The sequence below is a fragment of the Chitinophagales bacterium genome (genome assembly GCA_019694975.1).
In the GTDB taxonomy this organism is placed as follows: Bacteria; Bacteroidota; Bacteroidia; order Chitinophagales; family UBA10324; genus JACCZZ01.
Genome location: JAIBAY010000004.1, coordinates 85,741 through 101,962, shown reverse-complemented (window position 1 = coordinate 101,962; position 16,222 = coordinate 85,741). Strand labels below are relative to the sequence as shown.

Here is a 16,222-nt window from a genome sequence, read left to right as displayed (position 1 = left end):
TAGCTGTGCCTGACTGAACAATATCCGTTGCACCAGTGACTATAATAATAGGCAAACATTAATTGATGTAGCAGCTCAAACGGTAACCCGCGATGTGAAGGCACGCTCTTCCGGCATTTACCTCCTCAACGACATGATGGGTGCAACTACCATGACACAACAAGTTGTTATTGAATGACGGGGTTGTACGGTTATAAAGTGTGCAGCCCGTATTAATTGCACGGGCTGCACACTTTTAATAAAACACCATCGGTAAATCATGCGGCAGAGGAAGTGCTTATCTCCTTGACACAAGAGAGAAGGACTTGCTGCACGTGTTTCCTGTTAAGTTAATAGAGTCATTCAAACTAAACCTTTCCGTTCTGTCGCATTCCTTTTAATAAATGACTCTTTACTTTTTACCGCGCAATCACCATTTGCCTCGCATCCAGTATCTTCCCATCTGCATACAATGCATATTGGTAAGTACCGGAAGGCCATGTTCCGGTCTCCATCACAACAAATGTTTTTTCGTTGCTGACCGGTATGGCGGCGACAATTTTTCCGGTAGGAGATTCCGTAATCATAATGGACGCTGATTCACATCCTTTTGGAATATTGAAAGGAATCACCGTGCTGTTGTCAAGAGGGTTGGGAATATTCTGACCGAGCAGTGGTGCGAATGAAATTTTAGCAACTGCATCGTCCGGTGATGTTGCGCCGGCAAGCAACTGATTCACCTGTGATTGCAACACATCAAGCTGTTGCTGCTGCGTGGCAACTTGTAAACTGAGTTGCTCATTTTCCGATTGCAGGTCTTTATTCATTCCTGCCAGTTCCTGCACTGCCTTTGTTAGTGGCACCACAAACTCGGCATAACGCAGTCCCATCACATTGCCACTCTTATCCACGCCACTGAAATCATATCCTGCCTTTGCCGCCGCGGCCTCCACTTCCTGTGCAATGAAACCGCTGAAGGCAATTTTCTCAATCTCATAACCACCATCCGGCGCCACCTCACCGGTCATACCCAACAACAGCTGCTGCTTTGCCACATTGTAGTGAAAAGTTACCGGCCGCAATTGCGTGATAAAATTTAAACCCGCCACATTTTCCTGCACCTGGTCCTTTATCCGGACATCACTGCCGGCAGTCCAGTTCACCTGGCAGCTATAACTGGAAACGGAGGCATCGCCGATACGCACTTTATTGCTTGCATCCACAACGGCACCATTGCCGATAACGGTTGCATTCGACAAGCCGTCTGCTGCTACATCAGCACTATAACCCAACGCTGTATTATTATTTCCACCCTTATTATTGCCAAGCGCAGCATAACCCTCCGCCACATTGTTTTTTCCGCTGGTATTGGCAGCAAGGGCATAATATCCGCTGGCCGTATTACCTGATCCGCTGTTATTTGAAAGCAGGGAATTGTATCCACTGGCGGTATTGGAACTCCCTGAAATGTTGGCGTGAAGGGAGTTGTTGCCGAATGCGCTGTTACCGGTTCCATCTGTATTCGCGAATAGCGCACTATTCCCGAAGGCGCTGTTATCATCGCCTGTTGTGTTTGATTGCAACGACTGGAGGCCAACCGCTGTATTGGGTAACCCGGAGCCTCCTCCTGTGCCAACATCTATTCCATTAACAACACCATCAATGATTACATCGCCCGACACTTGCAGCATAGCGGCCGGATTGGCTGTGCCAATGCCCACATTGCCATTGCTGCTGATCCGCATCACCTCGGCATTATTTGTTTTTATCACCACCGGTTGCGCATCAGTGGTGCCCAGGAAATTGGATGACGGATCAATGCCGCTGTTGCCTTTGAGCAACCATCCCGGCTTGGGCGTTACCGGCGACCAGCCGCTTCCGGCATAGTAATAGAAGCCTGCATTGCTGTTAGTCTGATAGATCAGCAGGCCTGTTGCCGGTGCAGCTATTGCGTCGCGCTGACTCTTGGTCATGCGGGGCAACAACACTCCTTTCGTGACAGAGGTGATATCCAGCAACGATGATGCATTCGGTGTCGCGGTGCCGATTCCCGCGGCGCCGTTGGCAGGGAAAATGTTTTGTGCAGAAGTGCTTTTCACAGCAAGCAACAGCACTACGGCAAGGGCAACTCTTGTGAGAAAGTAAAATGGTGTTTTCATGATTTTAATTGCATTTTAAAAGCGGATGGTGAATGGAGCATGTACCTAAAAGATAAAAAATTATGGCGGAAGAAGTAAACAGCCAATGAAAGCGTACCGGTTCAAATGCTGCGCGCTGTTTCCTTTCACTTTCAGGCTTATCCTTGTAATGTATTTACCTTACTACGCTGCGTATCTCCTCATTGTAATCCACCACTACCTCATTCCATACTGTCATCATCTTGTCCCAGCTGCCGGCACCATAAAGTTTTTCGAATGCCTGTTGTACGCCCCAGTCACTACCAAAGTCAGTGTAGTCAGTAAAACTGGTCACAAGCCCGACATCGGCACCGCCCGGATAGTGCACCTGGCTGCGGTAAACCAGGAAGGCCCTGTTGCCCAGGGATGCATAGGTCTTACTCAGCTGTTCAATAATCTGATTGAACCTTTTCATCTCATTGCTCTTTACATCAACGGCCCACGTATCATAATGATCTGATCGAGCCAACATCTCACGGCCGGTTGACATTTCCGTATCGTACTCAAAAATAATTGCTGGGTCATACTTCTCAATCAACGGATCCACATTCTTGTTCCAGTCGTCATTATGTGCTGCCTGGTCTTCACGCGGATCGAGAGCCGCATAACTGGCAGGCCCCATCACCCAGACATACCATCCCGTCCGTACCCCGTAGTCAACCGAACGGAGGCCTGCGGCATAAGGTCCGGCAGGATGAAACCGGGCGATATGCGCTTTCACCGCCGCTTCCATCTTATCAGCCATTCCCGCCTTCGGTAAGAAATGCATGCTTTCCACAATCACGGCCTGCCGTTGCGCCGGCGGTTGTGCTACAGCACTGTACAGCCATGCAGATAAGAAGAGCATGATCAGCAAATTCCCTTTCATGATTTTTGTTTTTATGATGAAGGAAACAAGATAATGTAAAGTTTGATGAAGGTCCGGCAATAAATTAACCAGCTTCCGCTCATCATCAACATAAAACTATTCATTCCATTGATGCCGGATCATGGAAATTTCCGCCGGTAAAAATCTGAACCGTGTGTTCATCAGATTGGGTAATATTGCAATCGATACGATATGACCATGCAATCCTCCCGACAACTGGCTGCCATATTGTTTGCCGATATCCAGGGGTTCACATCGCTCATGGAAAAGGATGAAGCCATGGCAACTCAATTACGGGATAAGTTTAAAAACAACCTGGAAGAGGAAGTTACCCTCCACCATGGCCGCGTCTTAAAATTAAGCGGCGATGGTGCCCTTTGCATGTTTAACAGCGCCATTGAAGCCGTGCAGGCCGCCATTGCCGTGCAGCTTCTTATGCGGCAAACGCCGGAAGTGCCGCTCCGCATCGGCATACATGAAGGCGATGTGCTTTTTGAAGAAAGCGATGTATATGGCGATGGAGTGAATGTTGCTTCACGCATTGAATCCTTCGCGGTAGCAGGCGGCGTATTCATCTCGGGACGGATCTATGATGATATCAGGAATCAAAAAGATATCGAGGCCGTGTTGATGGGCAAATACGAATTGAAGAATGTGAGTAAGCCCGTAGATATTTACGCCATCAGCAACCCCGGCATACTCGTTCCGAAAAAAGAACAGTTAACCGGCAAAGGAATGAGGGTTAAGACACGGTGGATATGGCCGGCTACCGCAGCTGCATTGACTTTGCTTGCTGCAGTTTTCATATACCTGCTGTTTTTCAAGACGCCGGCCGTGATTGACAAGTCAATTGCCGTGCTGCCTTTTGTTGACATGAGCGCCAACCGCGACCAGGAATATTTCGGTGACGGGCTGAGTGAAGAGTTACTGAATGAACTTGCACAGATTCCGGAGCTGAAAGTAATCGCACGCACTTCCTCCTTTTCCTTTAAGGGTTCAAATGTGGATCTCCGGGTGATCGGTGAAAAGCTCGGCGTAGCGCATATCCTGGAAGGCAGTGTCAGAAAAGATAAAAACAAGATCCGCATCACGGCGCAGCTGATCAGAACAGCCGATGGCGTTCATTTATGGTCGGGCACATTTGACAGGGCTATTGATGACATCTTTAAGGTGCAGGATGAGATTGCTCAGGCTGTTGTAGGCCAGTTGGTATCTGCAATCCTGGATACCGGCGGCGATCAGCATCACAGTAATCCTGAGGCCTATAATTTGATGTTGCAGGGTAAATACTTCGCTTACTCCGGCAGTATCGAAGGATCGCTCAAAGCACTTGAACTGCTGAACAAGGCTTATGCCCTCGAACCCGGCAATGCAAAGATCAGTGTGCTGCTTTCAAATGTATATGCCGACCTCACCAATACCAGCTATTACGGAACTATTGAAGGATATGCCAAAGCAAAGTTGTTTGCAGAAAGAGCCATTAAACTGGACAGTAAGCTGGCAGACGGATGGCTGGCTGAAGGCAGGATCAAGCAGAAGTACGAGCAGGACTGGGAAGGAGCCGCCGCCGACTATAACAGGGCTTACGAGCTGGATCCGGAGAATGGGGCCATCATTCACCGGAGGGCAAGTCTGTTCCGCACCCTTGGTAAATATGACGAATCCATCCGCCTTTTTCAAAAACTGACAGAGATAGATCCGGTCAATACCCGGGCATTTTCAAGCCTCGGCATTACTTATGTAAATGCCCGGCGTTATGAAGATGCTATTAAACAATTCCGGAACGCACTCGAACTGAGTCCGGATTACCCTTTTACGCATTCCGCGATTTCGATTGTTTACTTAGTACAGGGCAAGACAGACAGCGCCTTGCAGGAGATAAGACTGGAACCTGACAGCGGATGGAGGGCAGTCTATCTTGCTTTAATCAATTTTGAATTGGGTAATAAGGCTGAGTCAGAAAAAGAGCTGCAGGAATTTATTGCCACCGGAGCTGAGGACTGGGCTTACCAGATTGCAGAAAATTATGCCTGGCGCAACGATGCTGATAAGGCATTCTACTGGCTGGACCGGGCTTATGATCAGCGTGACGGCGGGCTGGATGAAATTTTGGGCAATCCTTTGTTTGATAAGATAAGGGATGATCCGAGATTTGATGTGTTACTGAAGAAAATGAAGCTGAAGTAATGCAACTGATTTGGGACTATCCTCCATTTTGACGAAGATTTATATCAATTCGCTAACCAGCATCCTCACTTTTCAATGTCCTATATAAATTGTAATTTTTACCCTACATTAAGAACCAATGATTTAAGCATCTCAATTCCCGTTAAGAGTTAATCCCTATATTTCGCCGGAGATATCAGCCCTTACCGTGACCACGCAACCACAACGCCAGCTTGCAGCTATCATGTTCACCGATATGGTTGGCTTTACCGCGCTTATGCAGCAGAATGAAACGATGGCACGGCAGCAGCGGGATGCCAGCAAACTGATCATTGAAGATGCATTAGGCAAATTCCGGGGCAAGCTGTTGCAGTATTATGGCGATGGCACCCTTAGCATCTTCAACAGCGCCGCGGATGCCGTGCAGGCTGCCATCGAAATGCAGACCCGCTGCCGGCAGGATAAAGTAGACCTGCGTATTGGTATCCACAGCGGCGATGTAATGTTTGATGATACCGGCGTATATGGCGACAGTGTGAATATCGCCTCAAGGCTGGAGTCGCTGGCTGTTCCCGGCAGCGTTTTTATTTCGGAGAAGTTAGTGGATGAGATCCGCAATCAAAGCATTGATGCGCATCCGCTCGGATACTTCGAGCTGAAAAATGTACAGAAACCGATACAGGTTTACGCCGTGGCGAACCCGGGTCTCATCGTTCCTTCCAGGGATGAGGTGAAGGGAAAAGTGAAACAATCACTCAATGCCGTGGCTGTGCTGCCTTTCACCAGCCTCAGCTCAGACCCTGAAAATGAATTTTTCTGCGATGGCATCACGGAAGAGTTGCTGAATGTGCTGGCAAAGATTGACGGGCTGCAGGTGACTTCCCGGACTTCGTCCTTTGCTTTCAAAGGAAAGAATGAAGACATCCGTGAGATAGCCGCAAAGCTGAATGTACAGAAGGTACTGGAAGGCAGTGTGCGTAAAGCCGGCAAAAAAGTGCGCATCACCGCGCAACTCATCAACGCCGCTGACGGCTATCATATCTGGAGCGAGACGTACGAGCGCAGCATGGAAGATATTTTTGCCGTGCAGGATGACATCGCAAGGGAGATTGCCAACCATTTCCGCATTAACCTAAGTGAAGCGGATCATAAGAAGAAACTTGCCAAAGCGCCTACGGAAAATCTTGACGCCTACCGGTGTTACATTAAAGCATTGCAGTTGTATGACCGCGCTGACCCGGTATCGCGGCAGCATGCGATAGCCCTTTTTAATGAAGCCATCGAACGCGATCCTAATTTCGCCTATCCGCACGGATGGCTCGCATCACTGTATGCATTTTTCGGGCAGATTGGCGCCATGCCCGCGGCCGAAGCTGCCCGTTTAACGAATTATCATGCGGCTCAGGCAACAGCCATTGATCCTGATAATGCCATGTCGCTGATTGCCATGGCAACTATTAAGTTTTACAATGAATGGGACTGGCGGGAAGCAATGCGGCTTACGGAAAGAGCCGTTACCATCAATCCCAATGATCCGATGGTATATATAGTGAGGGCGGAGCTCCGGTTTCCTTTACTGCAATTTGATGAGGCCATTACCGATGCCAAAATTGCTCGCGACCTCGATCCGCTATCAGTGGATATAGTGGCAACACTTACCCGCATCTGCGTCACGACCGGACATTTTGAGGAGGCGGAAAAATATTGCCGGGAGGCGGAGTTACTGGATGCCAATCACATCCTGGTAACTAACATGCGCGGTTACCTCACCGGACTCAAAGGCGACTGGAAACAATCGATTGAACTGTTTGAAAACGTGCAAAAAATTGCCGGTGACTTTCCCCTGATCTTGCTGGCTATTGCTTATGCCAATTCAAAACTCAACGATATGGCGGCGCTGCAGCAGTTGCTGGAAAAGGTGATGAAGCTGCAGGAAGAACAACCCGATACACACTTTGATTTCCTGCTATTTTCCATATCGATGTGGCTGGGCGACAAAAAGAAAATGGACCACTTTTTCGCAAATTGCGTGGAAAAGAAAATAATATGGGCCATCATGTTTTATGGAACCATTTTTATGGATAACCTTAGGACCTATGCACCGCTGATAGCACAGCGGAAAAAAATGGGATTACCCATCCTTGGCGAGTGAAAGCCTCCTGGCAGGCCATGGTGGTCGCATGGCACTTCACCTGCTCAATACGATGTAGTCGCTCAGTACGGTTTTCAGAAATGAAACAGGGTCTTCCGGTTTTGCTGTAAGTGACATTTGCCCTGCAATCTTATCTGCCAACATACGAATCGCTTCATGATGCGCGGCATTATCATAAAATTTCAACCGGTCAAGCGCCTGTTTGACCAGTAACATTTCCTGCTCCGAAAAAACTTTTACACCGGTGTAAACGGGCTCATATGCTGAAGTGGCATGCAGGGCCAGCACTTCTTCCAAACTAACCGTCTGCCACGGTGCCAGTTTGATGACGGCAGTACCGGCCAGCAGGTCTCCAAGCCGCTGATGCCTTTCCGTAGAACTGATCAGCAACAACGCAACAGCCCCAAGGGAGAACCAGATATCGATGAACCGGAACGCCCAGCGGATCAGGTAATCACCGGCTGTTGGTTCTTTGCCGTTCAGTTTCATAATCTTCAGTCCGGTCATGCGCTTGCCTATGCTTTGTCCATTCCACCAAACTTCCTGCACCAGCGAATAAAAAATAAGAAACGGAAAAATCAGCAGGTACAGCACATAGTCAAAATCTCCTGTATCAATCACCGCGGTGAAGAGTAATACCAGCAGCATCATGCATACAAATAATACCAGCACATCAATAAAAAATGACAGCAGCCGGTCACGCACCGATGCCAGCGCATACTGAATGGTTACGTTTTGCGAAGTGATGATGTCTATGGTTTGCATCCTGAGCGCACCGGTTTTGTATCGTCTGTTGCAAAGGTAGCTGATGGTTCATCAAACCGATTCGTAACTTTCCATTGGCAATCATTTAAAACATAAATGCATCGGGCTTCCGTATCAGCGATGAATAAATCCAACCGACAGCGTTTATAATGCGGATAAATTTTTCTGAAATTTTTCCATCTTACAGTTTACATGCGCGAATCTAATTTCATACGGCAGAACCGGGATAAATGGAAGGAGTTTGAAGAGATCCTTAACCATGAAAAAAAAGATCCTGAGAAGCTCGGCAACCTGTTTGTGCAGATCACCGATGACCTTTCGTTCTCGCGCACCTTTTATCCGAACCGTTTTGTTCGTGTGTATCTCAACAACCTTGCACAACGCACCTTCCTCAGTATTTACAAAAACAAAAAGGAAAAACGGGGACGCTTTTTTCTTTTCTGGAAAGAAGAACTGCCATTGCTGATCTATGCTTCGCGTGTTGAATTCCTGCTGTCATTTTGCGTTTTCCTGCTTTCCTTTTGCATCGGAGTTTTCTCCGGCATGCATGATCCGGGCTTTGCCGCTTCGATACTTGGTGACAGCTACGTGAACATGACCGTGGAAAACATCAGGAGCGGCGACCCGATGAAAGTGTATAAGGAATCCAATGGCATGGACATGTTTCTCGGTATCACCTTCAACAACCTGAAGGTGGCTTTCATGACCTATCTGTTCGGCATTCTTTACGCCGCCGGCACTTTAGCCATCCTGTTGTACAATGGCATCATGGTGGGCACCTTTCAGTATTTCTTTATCGAACATCATGTCTTTCGCGAGTCATTTCTCGCCATCTGGATGCATGGCACGCTGGAGATTTCCTGCATCATCATCGCCGGCGCCGCAGGGCTCGTGCTGGGCAAAGGGCTTGTTTTTCCAGGCACTTATTCGCGGCTGCAATCACTGCAGCTTTCCGCCCGCCGGTCGTTAAAGATCATGACAGGCATTGCTCCCATCATCGTAAGCGCCGCCATCATCGAGTCTTTCTTCACCCGTTATACCGATGCACCCGATATCATCAGGCTCTGTGTTATTTTGCTTTCCCTCTGTTTTATGCTGTTGTACTTTGTATGGTATCCATTTCAAAAATCGCGCAGCAATGCTTTGCCCGTTGAAGCGCAATCGCCGGTGATCAGTGAGCAGATGCCTGACTTTACCATCATCCGGAACAATGGAGAAATATTCGGCGACCTTTTTATTTTCTTCCGGAAATATTTCCGCAACATACTCTTGTTAAACGTATCGCTTGCCGCAGTGGCAACCATGCTGCTATGGATAATCAACCCGGACGACTGGCGCAATGACTACCTCTTCGGTGCCTGGTCATTTTTAAGAGCCGGCGCTTATTTTCATCATCATTCACTCATTGTTTATGGCTGCAACACGCTGATGTTTGCCATCAACGGCACCGTAGTTTATGCATGGCTGATAAGAGAAGCCGGGCGCACTGCACAACGTTCCGCGACAACTTACCTGTCCTTTTTCCGTCAGCATTTCATCAAAGTGTGTATTATATCAGCCACCGTCAATGCGATTTTCTTACTGCCTGATATAATGACCTGGCTGCTGTTTCCGCTGCTGTTCCCCCTTTTGTTACTCTGGTTATTCACCACGATCCATCAGCAGGCCAATCCGGTTGCCGCATTCCATCATATCCGCCGTTTTATGGGTGAAAGCCTTTTCAGCATCTACGGCTTGTTCGCAATGCTCACGCTGGTTTCATTCATCCTCTACTTCTTCATTGACTCGCCGGTGATCTGGTTTTTCGTAAATGTGTTTAAATGGAATGTCCTGCTCGAACAGGAAACCGTCAACCTGGTGTATGACTTCATCCTCCGGTTCGTCACCCTTTTCTCCATCAACTTCCTGTTATTTATTTCACTGGCTGGCTTTGGCCTGCAATATTTTTCGCTGAAAGAGATTCATGATGCCGCCAACCTGAAGCATCGTATAACCCTGATCGGATCAAAAACAACGAAGGCATGAATAAACACTTTCGCCTTGTGATAGCAGTGGCCGCTGTATTCAGCTTTTTGCTGCTGCACCAGGCTGTTGCTTTGCCGGCGCAAGCAGCCGCTTACGGATCTGCCATGCAGCCGGAAACTGTTTTCCCCGGTGTTACAGATTCCATTGCAGCCATCACTACTTCTCCTGCTGACTCGTTCCAAATCAGAGAGCGGACGGGGGCGCAACAAGCATACTATAATCAAGACATCAGTCCGCGACAATTTGATATGGAAACCTATAAAAAGCTGACCGACGGACTCGACTACAGTGGCAAGCCTCCGGAGGAGGAACCCGTGGCAAAGGAGCAGCATAAAGAAGAAACGACTGCCATCAATATCTCTCAGCAAACGCTGCGACTGATTGCCTTCGTGGTGCTTTTCACGGTCCTCATTATCATGCTGCTAAAAGCTTTTGGATTTCAGTTTTACACGGGCAGAAAAAAAGATAAGCAGGAACAAGAATATGTTGCAGCAACTCCTGAAGAGAATGGCCCGGCACAGATAAAGGAACGTTTGCTGCAGGAAGCCATTCAACAACGTGATTTCAGGCTGGCAGTGCGCCTCTATTACCTGATGATCATTAAAGCATTAGCTGCCGCTCAGCTGATACGCTGGCAAAAGGAAAAAACAAATTTCGATTATGTGCATGAACTGTACAGTACCACAGCCTATGGCAGTTTCCGCGAAGCGACACTGCTTTTTGAACAGGTGTGGTACGGCGAATTGCCAATAACGGAACAGCACTTTGATGCGCTGCGACAGCAGTTCCATCAACTGCTTGCTGTCATTAAATCAACTTCATGAAAAGCAACCGTGCAGCATGGATTATTGCAGTGATTGCTTTTTGCATCCTGATTGCTTTCGTATTGTACCGTTTCCGTGATGCGAAACAGGTGAACTGGTATGCCATGTACAGGGAAAACGGAGAACAACCTTATGACGTAAGTGTGATCGCGCAATTGCTGCAACACTATTTTCCCGCATATACTTTCACAGCCATGCATCAATCAGCAGCAGCAACACTGCCGCTCACGGATACGGCAAAAAGCAGCTATATCTTTATCGGCGCTCAGCTTTACCTTGCTGAAAATGATATCAGCCGCCTGCGCGATTTTGTATTCCGTGGCAACGATGCTTTTATTGCCGCGGAGATTTTGCCCGGTGAGTTGTTGGACAGCATCATACACCTCGAAGAATTTTCAGGTGGCCGTTTACCTTATCTCACCGATTCCTTCATCCATATCAACTTCAGTCATCACTCCTTGTTCAAACAAGACGGTTTCCGGTTCGGTTATGTTTTTGAATGGAAGAGCGCCATGAACAACTGGAATTATTTTCCCGATTCATTAATGCAGGAAAGTGGCGATGCTTATGTTTCACTGGCAACGGTGAATGATTCTTTCCTCAACTATATTAAAGTTCCTTACGGCGCCGGCAACTTTTACCTGCATTCCACACCGATCTGCTTTTGCAACTATTATCTCCTACAGCCGGAAGCGCTGGAACATGCACAAAAAGTTTTCTCTCACCTGGCCGCTTCCAATATCTACTGGGATGAATTCAGCAAGGTGCCGCAAACGGCTCCCGGCAACCGCGCCGGTACCGACACGCCATTGCATTACATTTTGTCTCAAACCGGCCTTCGCTGGGCCTGGTATGTCTTATTGTCAATGGCTGCACTCTTCCTGCTCTTCCGCGCACGACGCGATCAGCGCATTATTCCAATAGCTGAACAACGCAGCAATACATCCCTTGAATTCATACAAACCATCGGCAGTCTTTACCTGCAACAGCAGGACCACCGTGCACTTGCCCTGCAAAAAATGAAGCTGTTCCTGGCTTTCATTCGTCAGCGTTATGCTATACAAACAAAAAACATGGATGCAGACTTTGTGATGAAACTTGCTGAAAAGTCGCAGGTGCAAAGCGCAAAGATCCGGCAATTGACAGAAGACTATACAACCATTGAAAACATGCATGCAATCAGTAAAGAACAACTGTACACATTTCATGCTGCATTGGCCGATTTCTATCAGGCGTGTAAATGACTGTTTCCCTTTTGCAGCACATCATGATTAGAAGCTATCTCAAAATACCTGGAGTCATCCTGTCCTGATTCATAGGGATCAGGATCTCTTCCATTCATTGACAGATGCCGAAACAAATACGGCATCACCGCATTGATTGCCTTTTTTGAGACAGCTTGCAGTTGAATCTGCGCCTTCCATCCGTTTTGGTTGAAAAAAAATAATTCCCTCAGGCAACATTTAGCTATCTTAATGCATCAGCCCTCAGTGAACCGCTGCCGCATTGGAATTGAATGAAATAATCAAAGGTTGTCTTGCAGAAGACCGGAACTGCCAGGAGGAGTTATTCAACCTCTTTGCTGGCCGGATGATGACATTGTGCATCCGTTATTGCGGCAGCCGGCAGGATGCGGAAGATGTATTGCAGGAAGGTTTTATCAGCGTATTCGATCACCTCGCAGCATTTCGCAACGATGGAGCGTTTGAAGCGTGGATGCGCAGGATATTCGTGAATGCCTCATTGTCTCACCTCAGAAAATCACACATCAAATATGAAACCGCATCATTGGAAACCGTGGAGAGTGATGCTGAAGATGCATCGCTGACCGGCCAATTCGCTGCCAGGGAGCTGCTTGAAATTATTGCATCGTTACCGGCAGGTTACCGTATCGTCTTTAACCTTTTTGCTGTGGAAGGATATAGTCACAGAGAAATTGCAGGTATGCTGCAGATATCGGAAGCGACATCACGCACACAATTTTTTAAGGCAAGAAAAGCGCTTCGCACAAAGCTCAGTCACAAGGAGGTGTCTATATCATGAAAATTCCATCCAAAAACTGGCCGGAGAAGATCAGTGAAAAAATGGCTGACTACGAATCTCCTGTACCCGCAGGCCTTTTTAATAATGTTATCAAAAAAAGACAGCAGCGGAAATGGCTGGCCGGCATCCGTAGAAGCAGCAGGTATTCCTGGCTGCTGTTACTGCTGTTTATACCATTCACATGCCATTATTTTTATCATCCGCTTTTTACGAATTCCGGAAGTATGGTTTCCGGAAGTGATATAGCTTCTGCAACCGGCGAACCGCTTCCCTTAAAAGAAACAAATCCTGTTTCTCCAGATAAAGTTTCTTCCTTTCAACCCATTGCTTCCGGCAATGAAAAAGATCCGGCTCCAACTAATAGCATCGATCGGGATAAACATTCCGTTGTGAAAAGCAAATCGGCTAACCATCCACCACAGATAAGCGATGTCGCGGATGATGCTGCATCCGGAGGTTTCCGCAACACTGCCAAGGTTGCTGAAAAAGAAAAGCAAACTTCTGCAGTGCAGCAGCATTCGCCGACTGCAGCCCATGATCTCCCTTCATCATCAGCGCTACCGGAAAGCATAAGTTTCAACTCCGGTCACCCGTCCCGTGAATCTGATTTGAACCCGCTGTTACCATTGTATGCAGCATCCCTTTTCGAAGCAACCAGCACAAGTGAAACAATACTTTCTGAAAAAACAGCTGCGGTCAATGCTGCATCAGCCGCCACAACCGAAACTTCACCTGCTTCCCGCAATTTACAATGGTCGCTGGAGGTGCTCTTTTCTCCTGACTTTTCTTTTCAGCAGCTGACTGATCAGCCCGGTGATTCATTAATGCTTACTGATTGGAACAAACACATGCAGCATGCATATACTGCCGGATTAAGAGTTAGCGTGCACACTGATGGCGGACTGTTTTTGAAATCAGGCATGCTCTATTCAACACAACAGTCAGCATTTACGCTCCAGAAAAACTGGCAGGTATCCATCATTACTGACAGCACCTATTATTACACCATCTGGTCGCCATTCAAAGATCCGGTTAATGTTTTTTACAGCGACACTGTTATTTCCACCATCGATTCCATTGCATCGTATCAATCATCTGTCAAATATGCATTTTGGAATATTCCCATGTTGATTGGTTACACCTTTGATCTCCAAAAATTTCAGGTCAGTATGCAATCAGGGATCATATGTAATGTAAGCTTCCAACAAAAAGGATCGGGTATTAATCCGGAAACACTGGAACCGGTTACTTTACCCGAAAAGGATGCTTCTTACTATCGTTACCGCGCCGCGTTGAGCTATTATGGTGGAATAGAAACGGAATATCGCTTTAATGATCACATAGGTATTTTCGGAGAACCTTATCTTCAAATGCAGTTGAAAACAATTACCGGTGAAGACGCACCGGTAGCACAGCAGCTTTATCAGTTCGGTTTTAATACAGGCATAAAATTCTCATTCTGAAAAACAGCAGGCAACATTGCAGGCAACTGATGCATCAATGGATGGTAACCGGTTCGTTCAGTAATTAATGCTAACCATCTAAATCAACCATCATGAAAACCTTGAAAGTATTTACAACCCTCTTGCTCCTTTACTGCATTGTGTTTCATCAGCAATTATTTGCACAGGGCTTACATTACAATGCTTCCGCTGTGCTTGATACCGGCAACATTGCCGCAACCATCAACTCCAACGGCCTTCTGTTCAGCAAGATTGATGTCAACGGTGCAGGCACCACAGTCAATATTCAGCCTGGCTTCGAAGTACCGAAAGGCAGTAATGTGCATGCAACTTTTGCGGCAGATCTATGGATTGGCGGCCTCGATGATCAGGGGCAGTTGCACATGGCGGCATCTACCTATCGCCAGGCAGGTGATGATTTTTTCCCCGGACCCATTAACCTAAGCGGCGTTGCAGGTGATACCGGAACGTGGGATCAGGTGTGGAAAGTAGGGAAGAAGGAAATAGAGTATCATAAGAATCATTATGCTGATGCCGGATATGCCCTGCCTTCCGGTATAGCCGGCTGGCCGGGAAACGGACCTGCAGGATTCGATGCCATCATGGCGCCATTTGCCGATCTGAATAACAATGGTATTTACGAACCTGCAGCGGGAGATTATCCATCCATCTATGGTGATCAGGCCGTGTACTTTATTTTCAATGACCTTGCTTTACCACATACGGAAACTGCAACCAGCGCACTTGGCGTGGAATTACATGGCATGGCCTATACGTACAGCGAGGAAACGAATCCATTGCTTTCCAACTGCATTATTTTCAATTACATCTTAAAAAATAAATCAGCCAACAACTATCATGATGTATATGTCGGGTTGTGGAATGACTTTGATCTCGGTTGTTATTCAGATGATTATGTTGGAACAGACGTTGCCAAAAATTCCATTTTCGCCATCAATGCAGATGCTGTTGACGGGCCCGGTTGCGCCTTTAATTATGAAGACACGCCGCCCGCGCTTTCAGCAACATGGCTGAGTCATCCGCTTTCAAAATCTATCGGTTATCACAACGATTTTTCACCGCTTGGCAACCCTGAAAACGGCGAAGACTATTATGGCTACCTGCATGCAACCTGGAAAGACGGTTCTCCGCTGGCTGTAGACTCGCTCCATCCGGAAGGCTATGCAGGTGCGAACCTGGCGGATTTTTATTTTCCCGGGTTTTCTGATTCATCGGTTACAGGGCAACCCTCCAACTGGTGGTGGAATGCCGGCCTTGATCCTACTGATATTCGCATGGTGGGATCAACTGGTCCACTGAACCTTGCGGCGCAGGAAGTGCTCAGCCTCGAATTCGCTTACATTTACAATCCGATGAATGGTGCGGATGAAAATGGCGCCGGCAGGCTGATTCTTTCCGATGTCATTCAATCGGTCATTGATCAGTATAACGCCGGAACGATCTCTGCCATCCATGAGCCGTTGGCAAATACGGTGGAAGTGCAGGTTGCCCCCAATCCATTCCATGATTTCACCAACATCAGCTTCAAAGGAAACTTCGAAAACATCTGTATAATGGATCTTACTGGCAGGATTGTTTTTAGTGAAACAATTCAGGGCCGGTCTTCCATTCAGTTAGATCGGATTGGTTTGGAAAACGGTATGTACGTGGTGAAACTTATTTCACCGCATCAGCAGCTGACAGCGAAAATGCTTATTCAATAGAAAGCCAATTGTTAAAGTAATTTGCAAACCGCCGTC

General features: G+C 47.4%; 11 protein-coding genes. 8 read left to right on the top strand and 3 right to left on the bottom strand.

Annotated features, from left to right (window positions below; genetic code table 11):
* Window positions 1–398: 398 nt before the first annotated feature.
* Together K1X61_09025 and K1X61_09020 are read right to left on the bottom strand one after the other, a co-directional pair.
* Complete coding sequence (locus K1X61_09025) at window positions 399–2,138, bottom strand: tail fiber domain-containing protein (GenBank protein ID MBX7108774.1); 1,740 nt, start codon at window positions 2,136–2,138, stop codon at window positions 399–401.
* A 154-nt stretch (window positions 2,139–2,292) separates the two neighbouring features.
* Window positions 2,293–3,024, bottom strand: coding sequence for a hypothetical protein (locus K1X61_09020; GenBank protein MBX7108773.1), 732 nt, complete (start codon window positions 3,022–3,024; stop codon window positions 2,293–2,295).
* A 198-nt stretch (window positions 3,025–3,222) separates the two neighbouring features.
* Here K1X61_09020 and K1X61_09015 point away from each other — a divergent pair, with 198 nt between their 5' ends.
* Window positions 3,223–5,211: a tetratricopeptide repeat protein gene (locus K1X61_09015; protein MBX7108772.1), complete on the top strand. Its 1,989-nt coding sequence runs from the start codon at window positions 3,223–3,225 to the stop codon at window positions 5,209–5,211.
* Between the two features lie 187 nt (window positions 5,212–5,398).
* Complete coding sequence (locus K1X61_09010) at window positions 5,399–7,342, top strand: guanylate cyclase (protein MBX7108771.1); 1,944 nt, start codon at window positions 5,399–5,401, stop codon at window positions 7,340–7,342.
* Between the two features lie 36 nt (window positions 7,343–7,378).
* On the opposite strand, the gene K1X61_09005 is transcribed toward K1X61_09010, so the two are convergent.
* Window positions 7,379–8,107: an RDD family protein gene (locus K1X61_09005; protein ID MBX7108770.1), complete on the bottom strand. Its 729-nt coding sequence runs from the start codon at window positions 8,105–8,107 to the stop codon at window positions 7,379–7,381.
* A gap of 192 nt (window positions 8,108–8,299) precedes the next feature.
* On the opposite strand from K1X61_09005, the gene K1X61_09000 reads away from it, so the two are divergent.
* The 6 genes from K1X61_09000 (at window position 8,300) to K1X61_08975 (ending at window position 16,186) form a co-directional block, all read left to right on the top strand.
* The gene (locus tag K1X61_09000) at window positions 8,300–10,132 is read left to right on the top strand and encodes a stage II sporulation protein M (protein ID MBX7108769.1); all 1,833 of its coding nucleotides are present in this window, start codon (window positions 8,300–8,302) and stop codon (window positions 10,130–10,132) included.
* A complete protein-coding gene (locus tag K1X61_08995) occupies window positions 10,129–10,956 on the top strand; it encodes a DUF4129 domain-containing protein (protein ID MBX7108768.1) in 828 nt (275 codons plus the stop codon). Before K1X61_09000 ends, K1X61_08995 begins: the two co-directional genes overlap by 4 nt.
* The gene (locus K1X61_08990; protein ID MBX7108767.1) at window positions 10,953–12,200 is read left to right on the top strand and encodes a hypothetical protein; all 1,248 of its coding nucleotides are present in this window, start codon (window positions 10,953–10,955) and stop codon (window positions 12,198–12,200) included. The genes K1X61_08995 and K1X61_08990 overlap by 4 nt, the downstream gene beginning before the upstream one ends.
* Before the next feature lie 346 nt (window positions 12,201–12,546).
* A complete protein-coding gene (locus K1X61_08985) occupies window positions 12,547–12,999 on the top strand; it encodes an RNA polymerase sigma factor (GenBank protein MBX7108766.1) in 453 nt (150 codons plus the stop codon).
* The gene (locus K1X61_08980; protein ID MBX7108765.1) at window positions 12,996–14,462 is read left to right on the top strand and encodes a DUF2715 domain-containing protein; all 1,467 of its coding nucleotides are present in this window, start codon (window positions 12,996–12,998) and stop codon (window positions 14,460–14,462) included. Before K1X61_08985 ends, K1X61_08980 begins: the two co-directional genes overlap by 4 nt.
* 92 nt (window positions 14,463–14,554) lie before the next feature.
* Window positions 14,555–16,186: a T9SS type A sorting domain-containing protein gene (locus K1X61_08975; GenBank protein ID MBX7108764.1), complete on the top strand. Its 1,632-nt coding sequence runs from the start codon at window positions 14,555–14,557 to the stop codon at window positions 16,184–16,186.
* Window positions 16,187–16,222: the final 36 nt, after the last annotated feature.

Bases quoted from the DNA above. Each gene is read 5' to 3' on its own strand.
- K1X61_09025 (MBX7108774.1), bottom strand. From the start codon at position 2,138: ATGAAAACACCATTTTACTTTCTCACAAGAGTTGCCCTTGCCGTAGTG.
- K1X61_09020 (MBX7108773.1), bottom strand. From the start codon at position 3,024: ATGAAAGGGAATTTGCTGATCATGCTCTTCTTATCTGCATGGCTGTAC.
- K1X61_09015 (MBX7108772.1), top strand. From the start codon at position 3,223: ATGCAATCCTCCCGACAACTGGCTGCCATATTGTTTGCCGATATCCAG.
- K1X61_09005 (MBX7108770.1), bottom strand. From the start codon at position 8,107: ATGCAAACCATAGACATCATCACTTCGCAAAACGTAACCATTCAGTAT.
- K1X61_09000 (MBX7108769.1), top strand. From the start codon at position 8,300: ATGCGCGAATCTAATTTCATACGGCAGAACCGGGATAAATGGAAGGAG.
- K1X61_08995 (MBX7108768.1), top strand. From the start codon at position 10,129: ATGAATAAACACTTTCGCCTTGTGATAGCAGTGGCCGCTGTATTCAGC.
- K1X61_08990 (MBX7108767.1), top strand. From the start codon at position 10,953: ATGAAAAGCAACCGTGCAGCATGGATTATTGCAGTGATTGCTTTTTGC.
- K1X61_08985 (MBX7108766.1), top strand. From the start codon at position 12,547: ATGATGACATTGTGCATCCGTTATTGCGGCAGCCGGCAGGATGCGGAA.
- K1X61_08980 (MBX7108765.1), top strand. From the start codon at position 12,996: ATGAAAATTCCATCCAAAAACTGGCCGGAGAAGATCAGTGAAAAAATG.
- K1X61_08975 (MBX7108764.1), top strand. From the start codon at position 14,555: ATGAAAACCTTGAAAGTATTTACAACCCTCTTGCTCCTTTACTGCATT.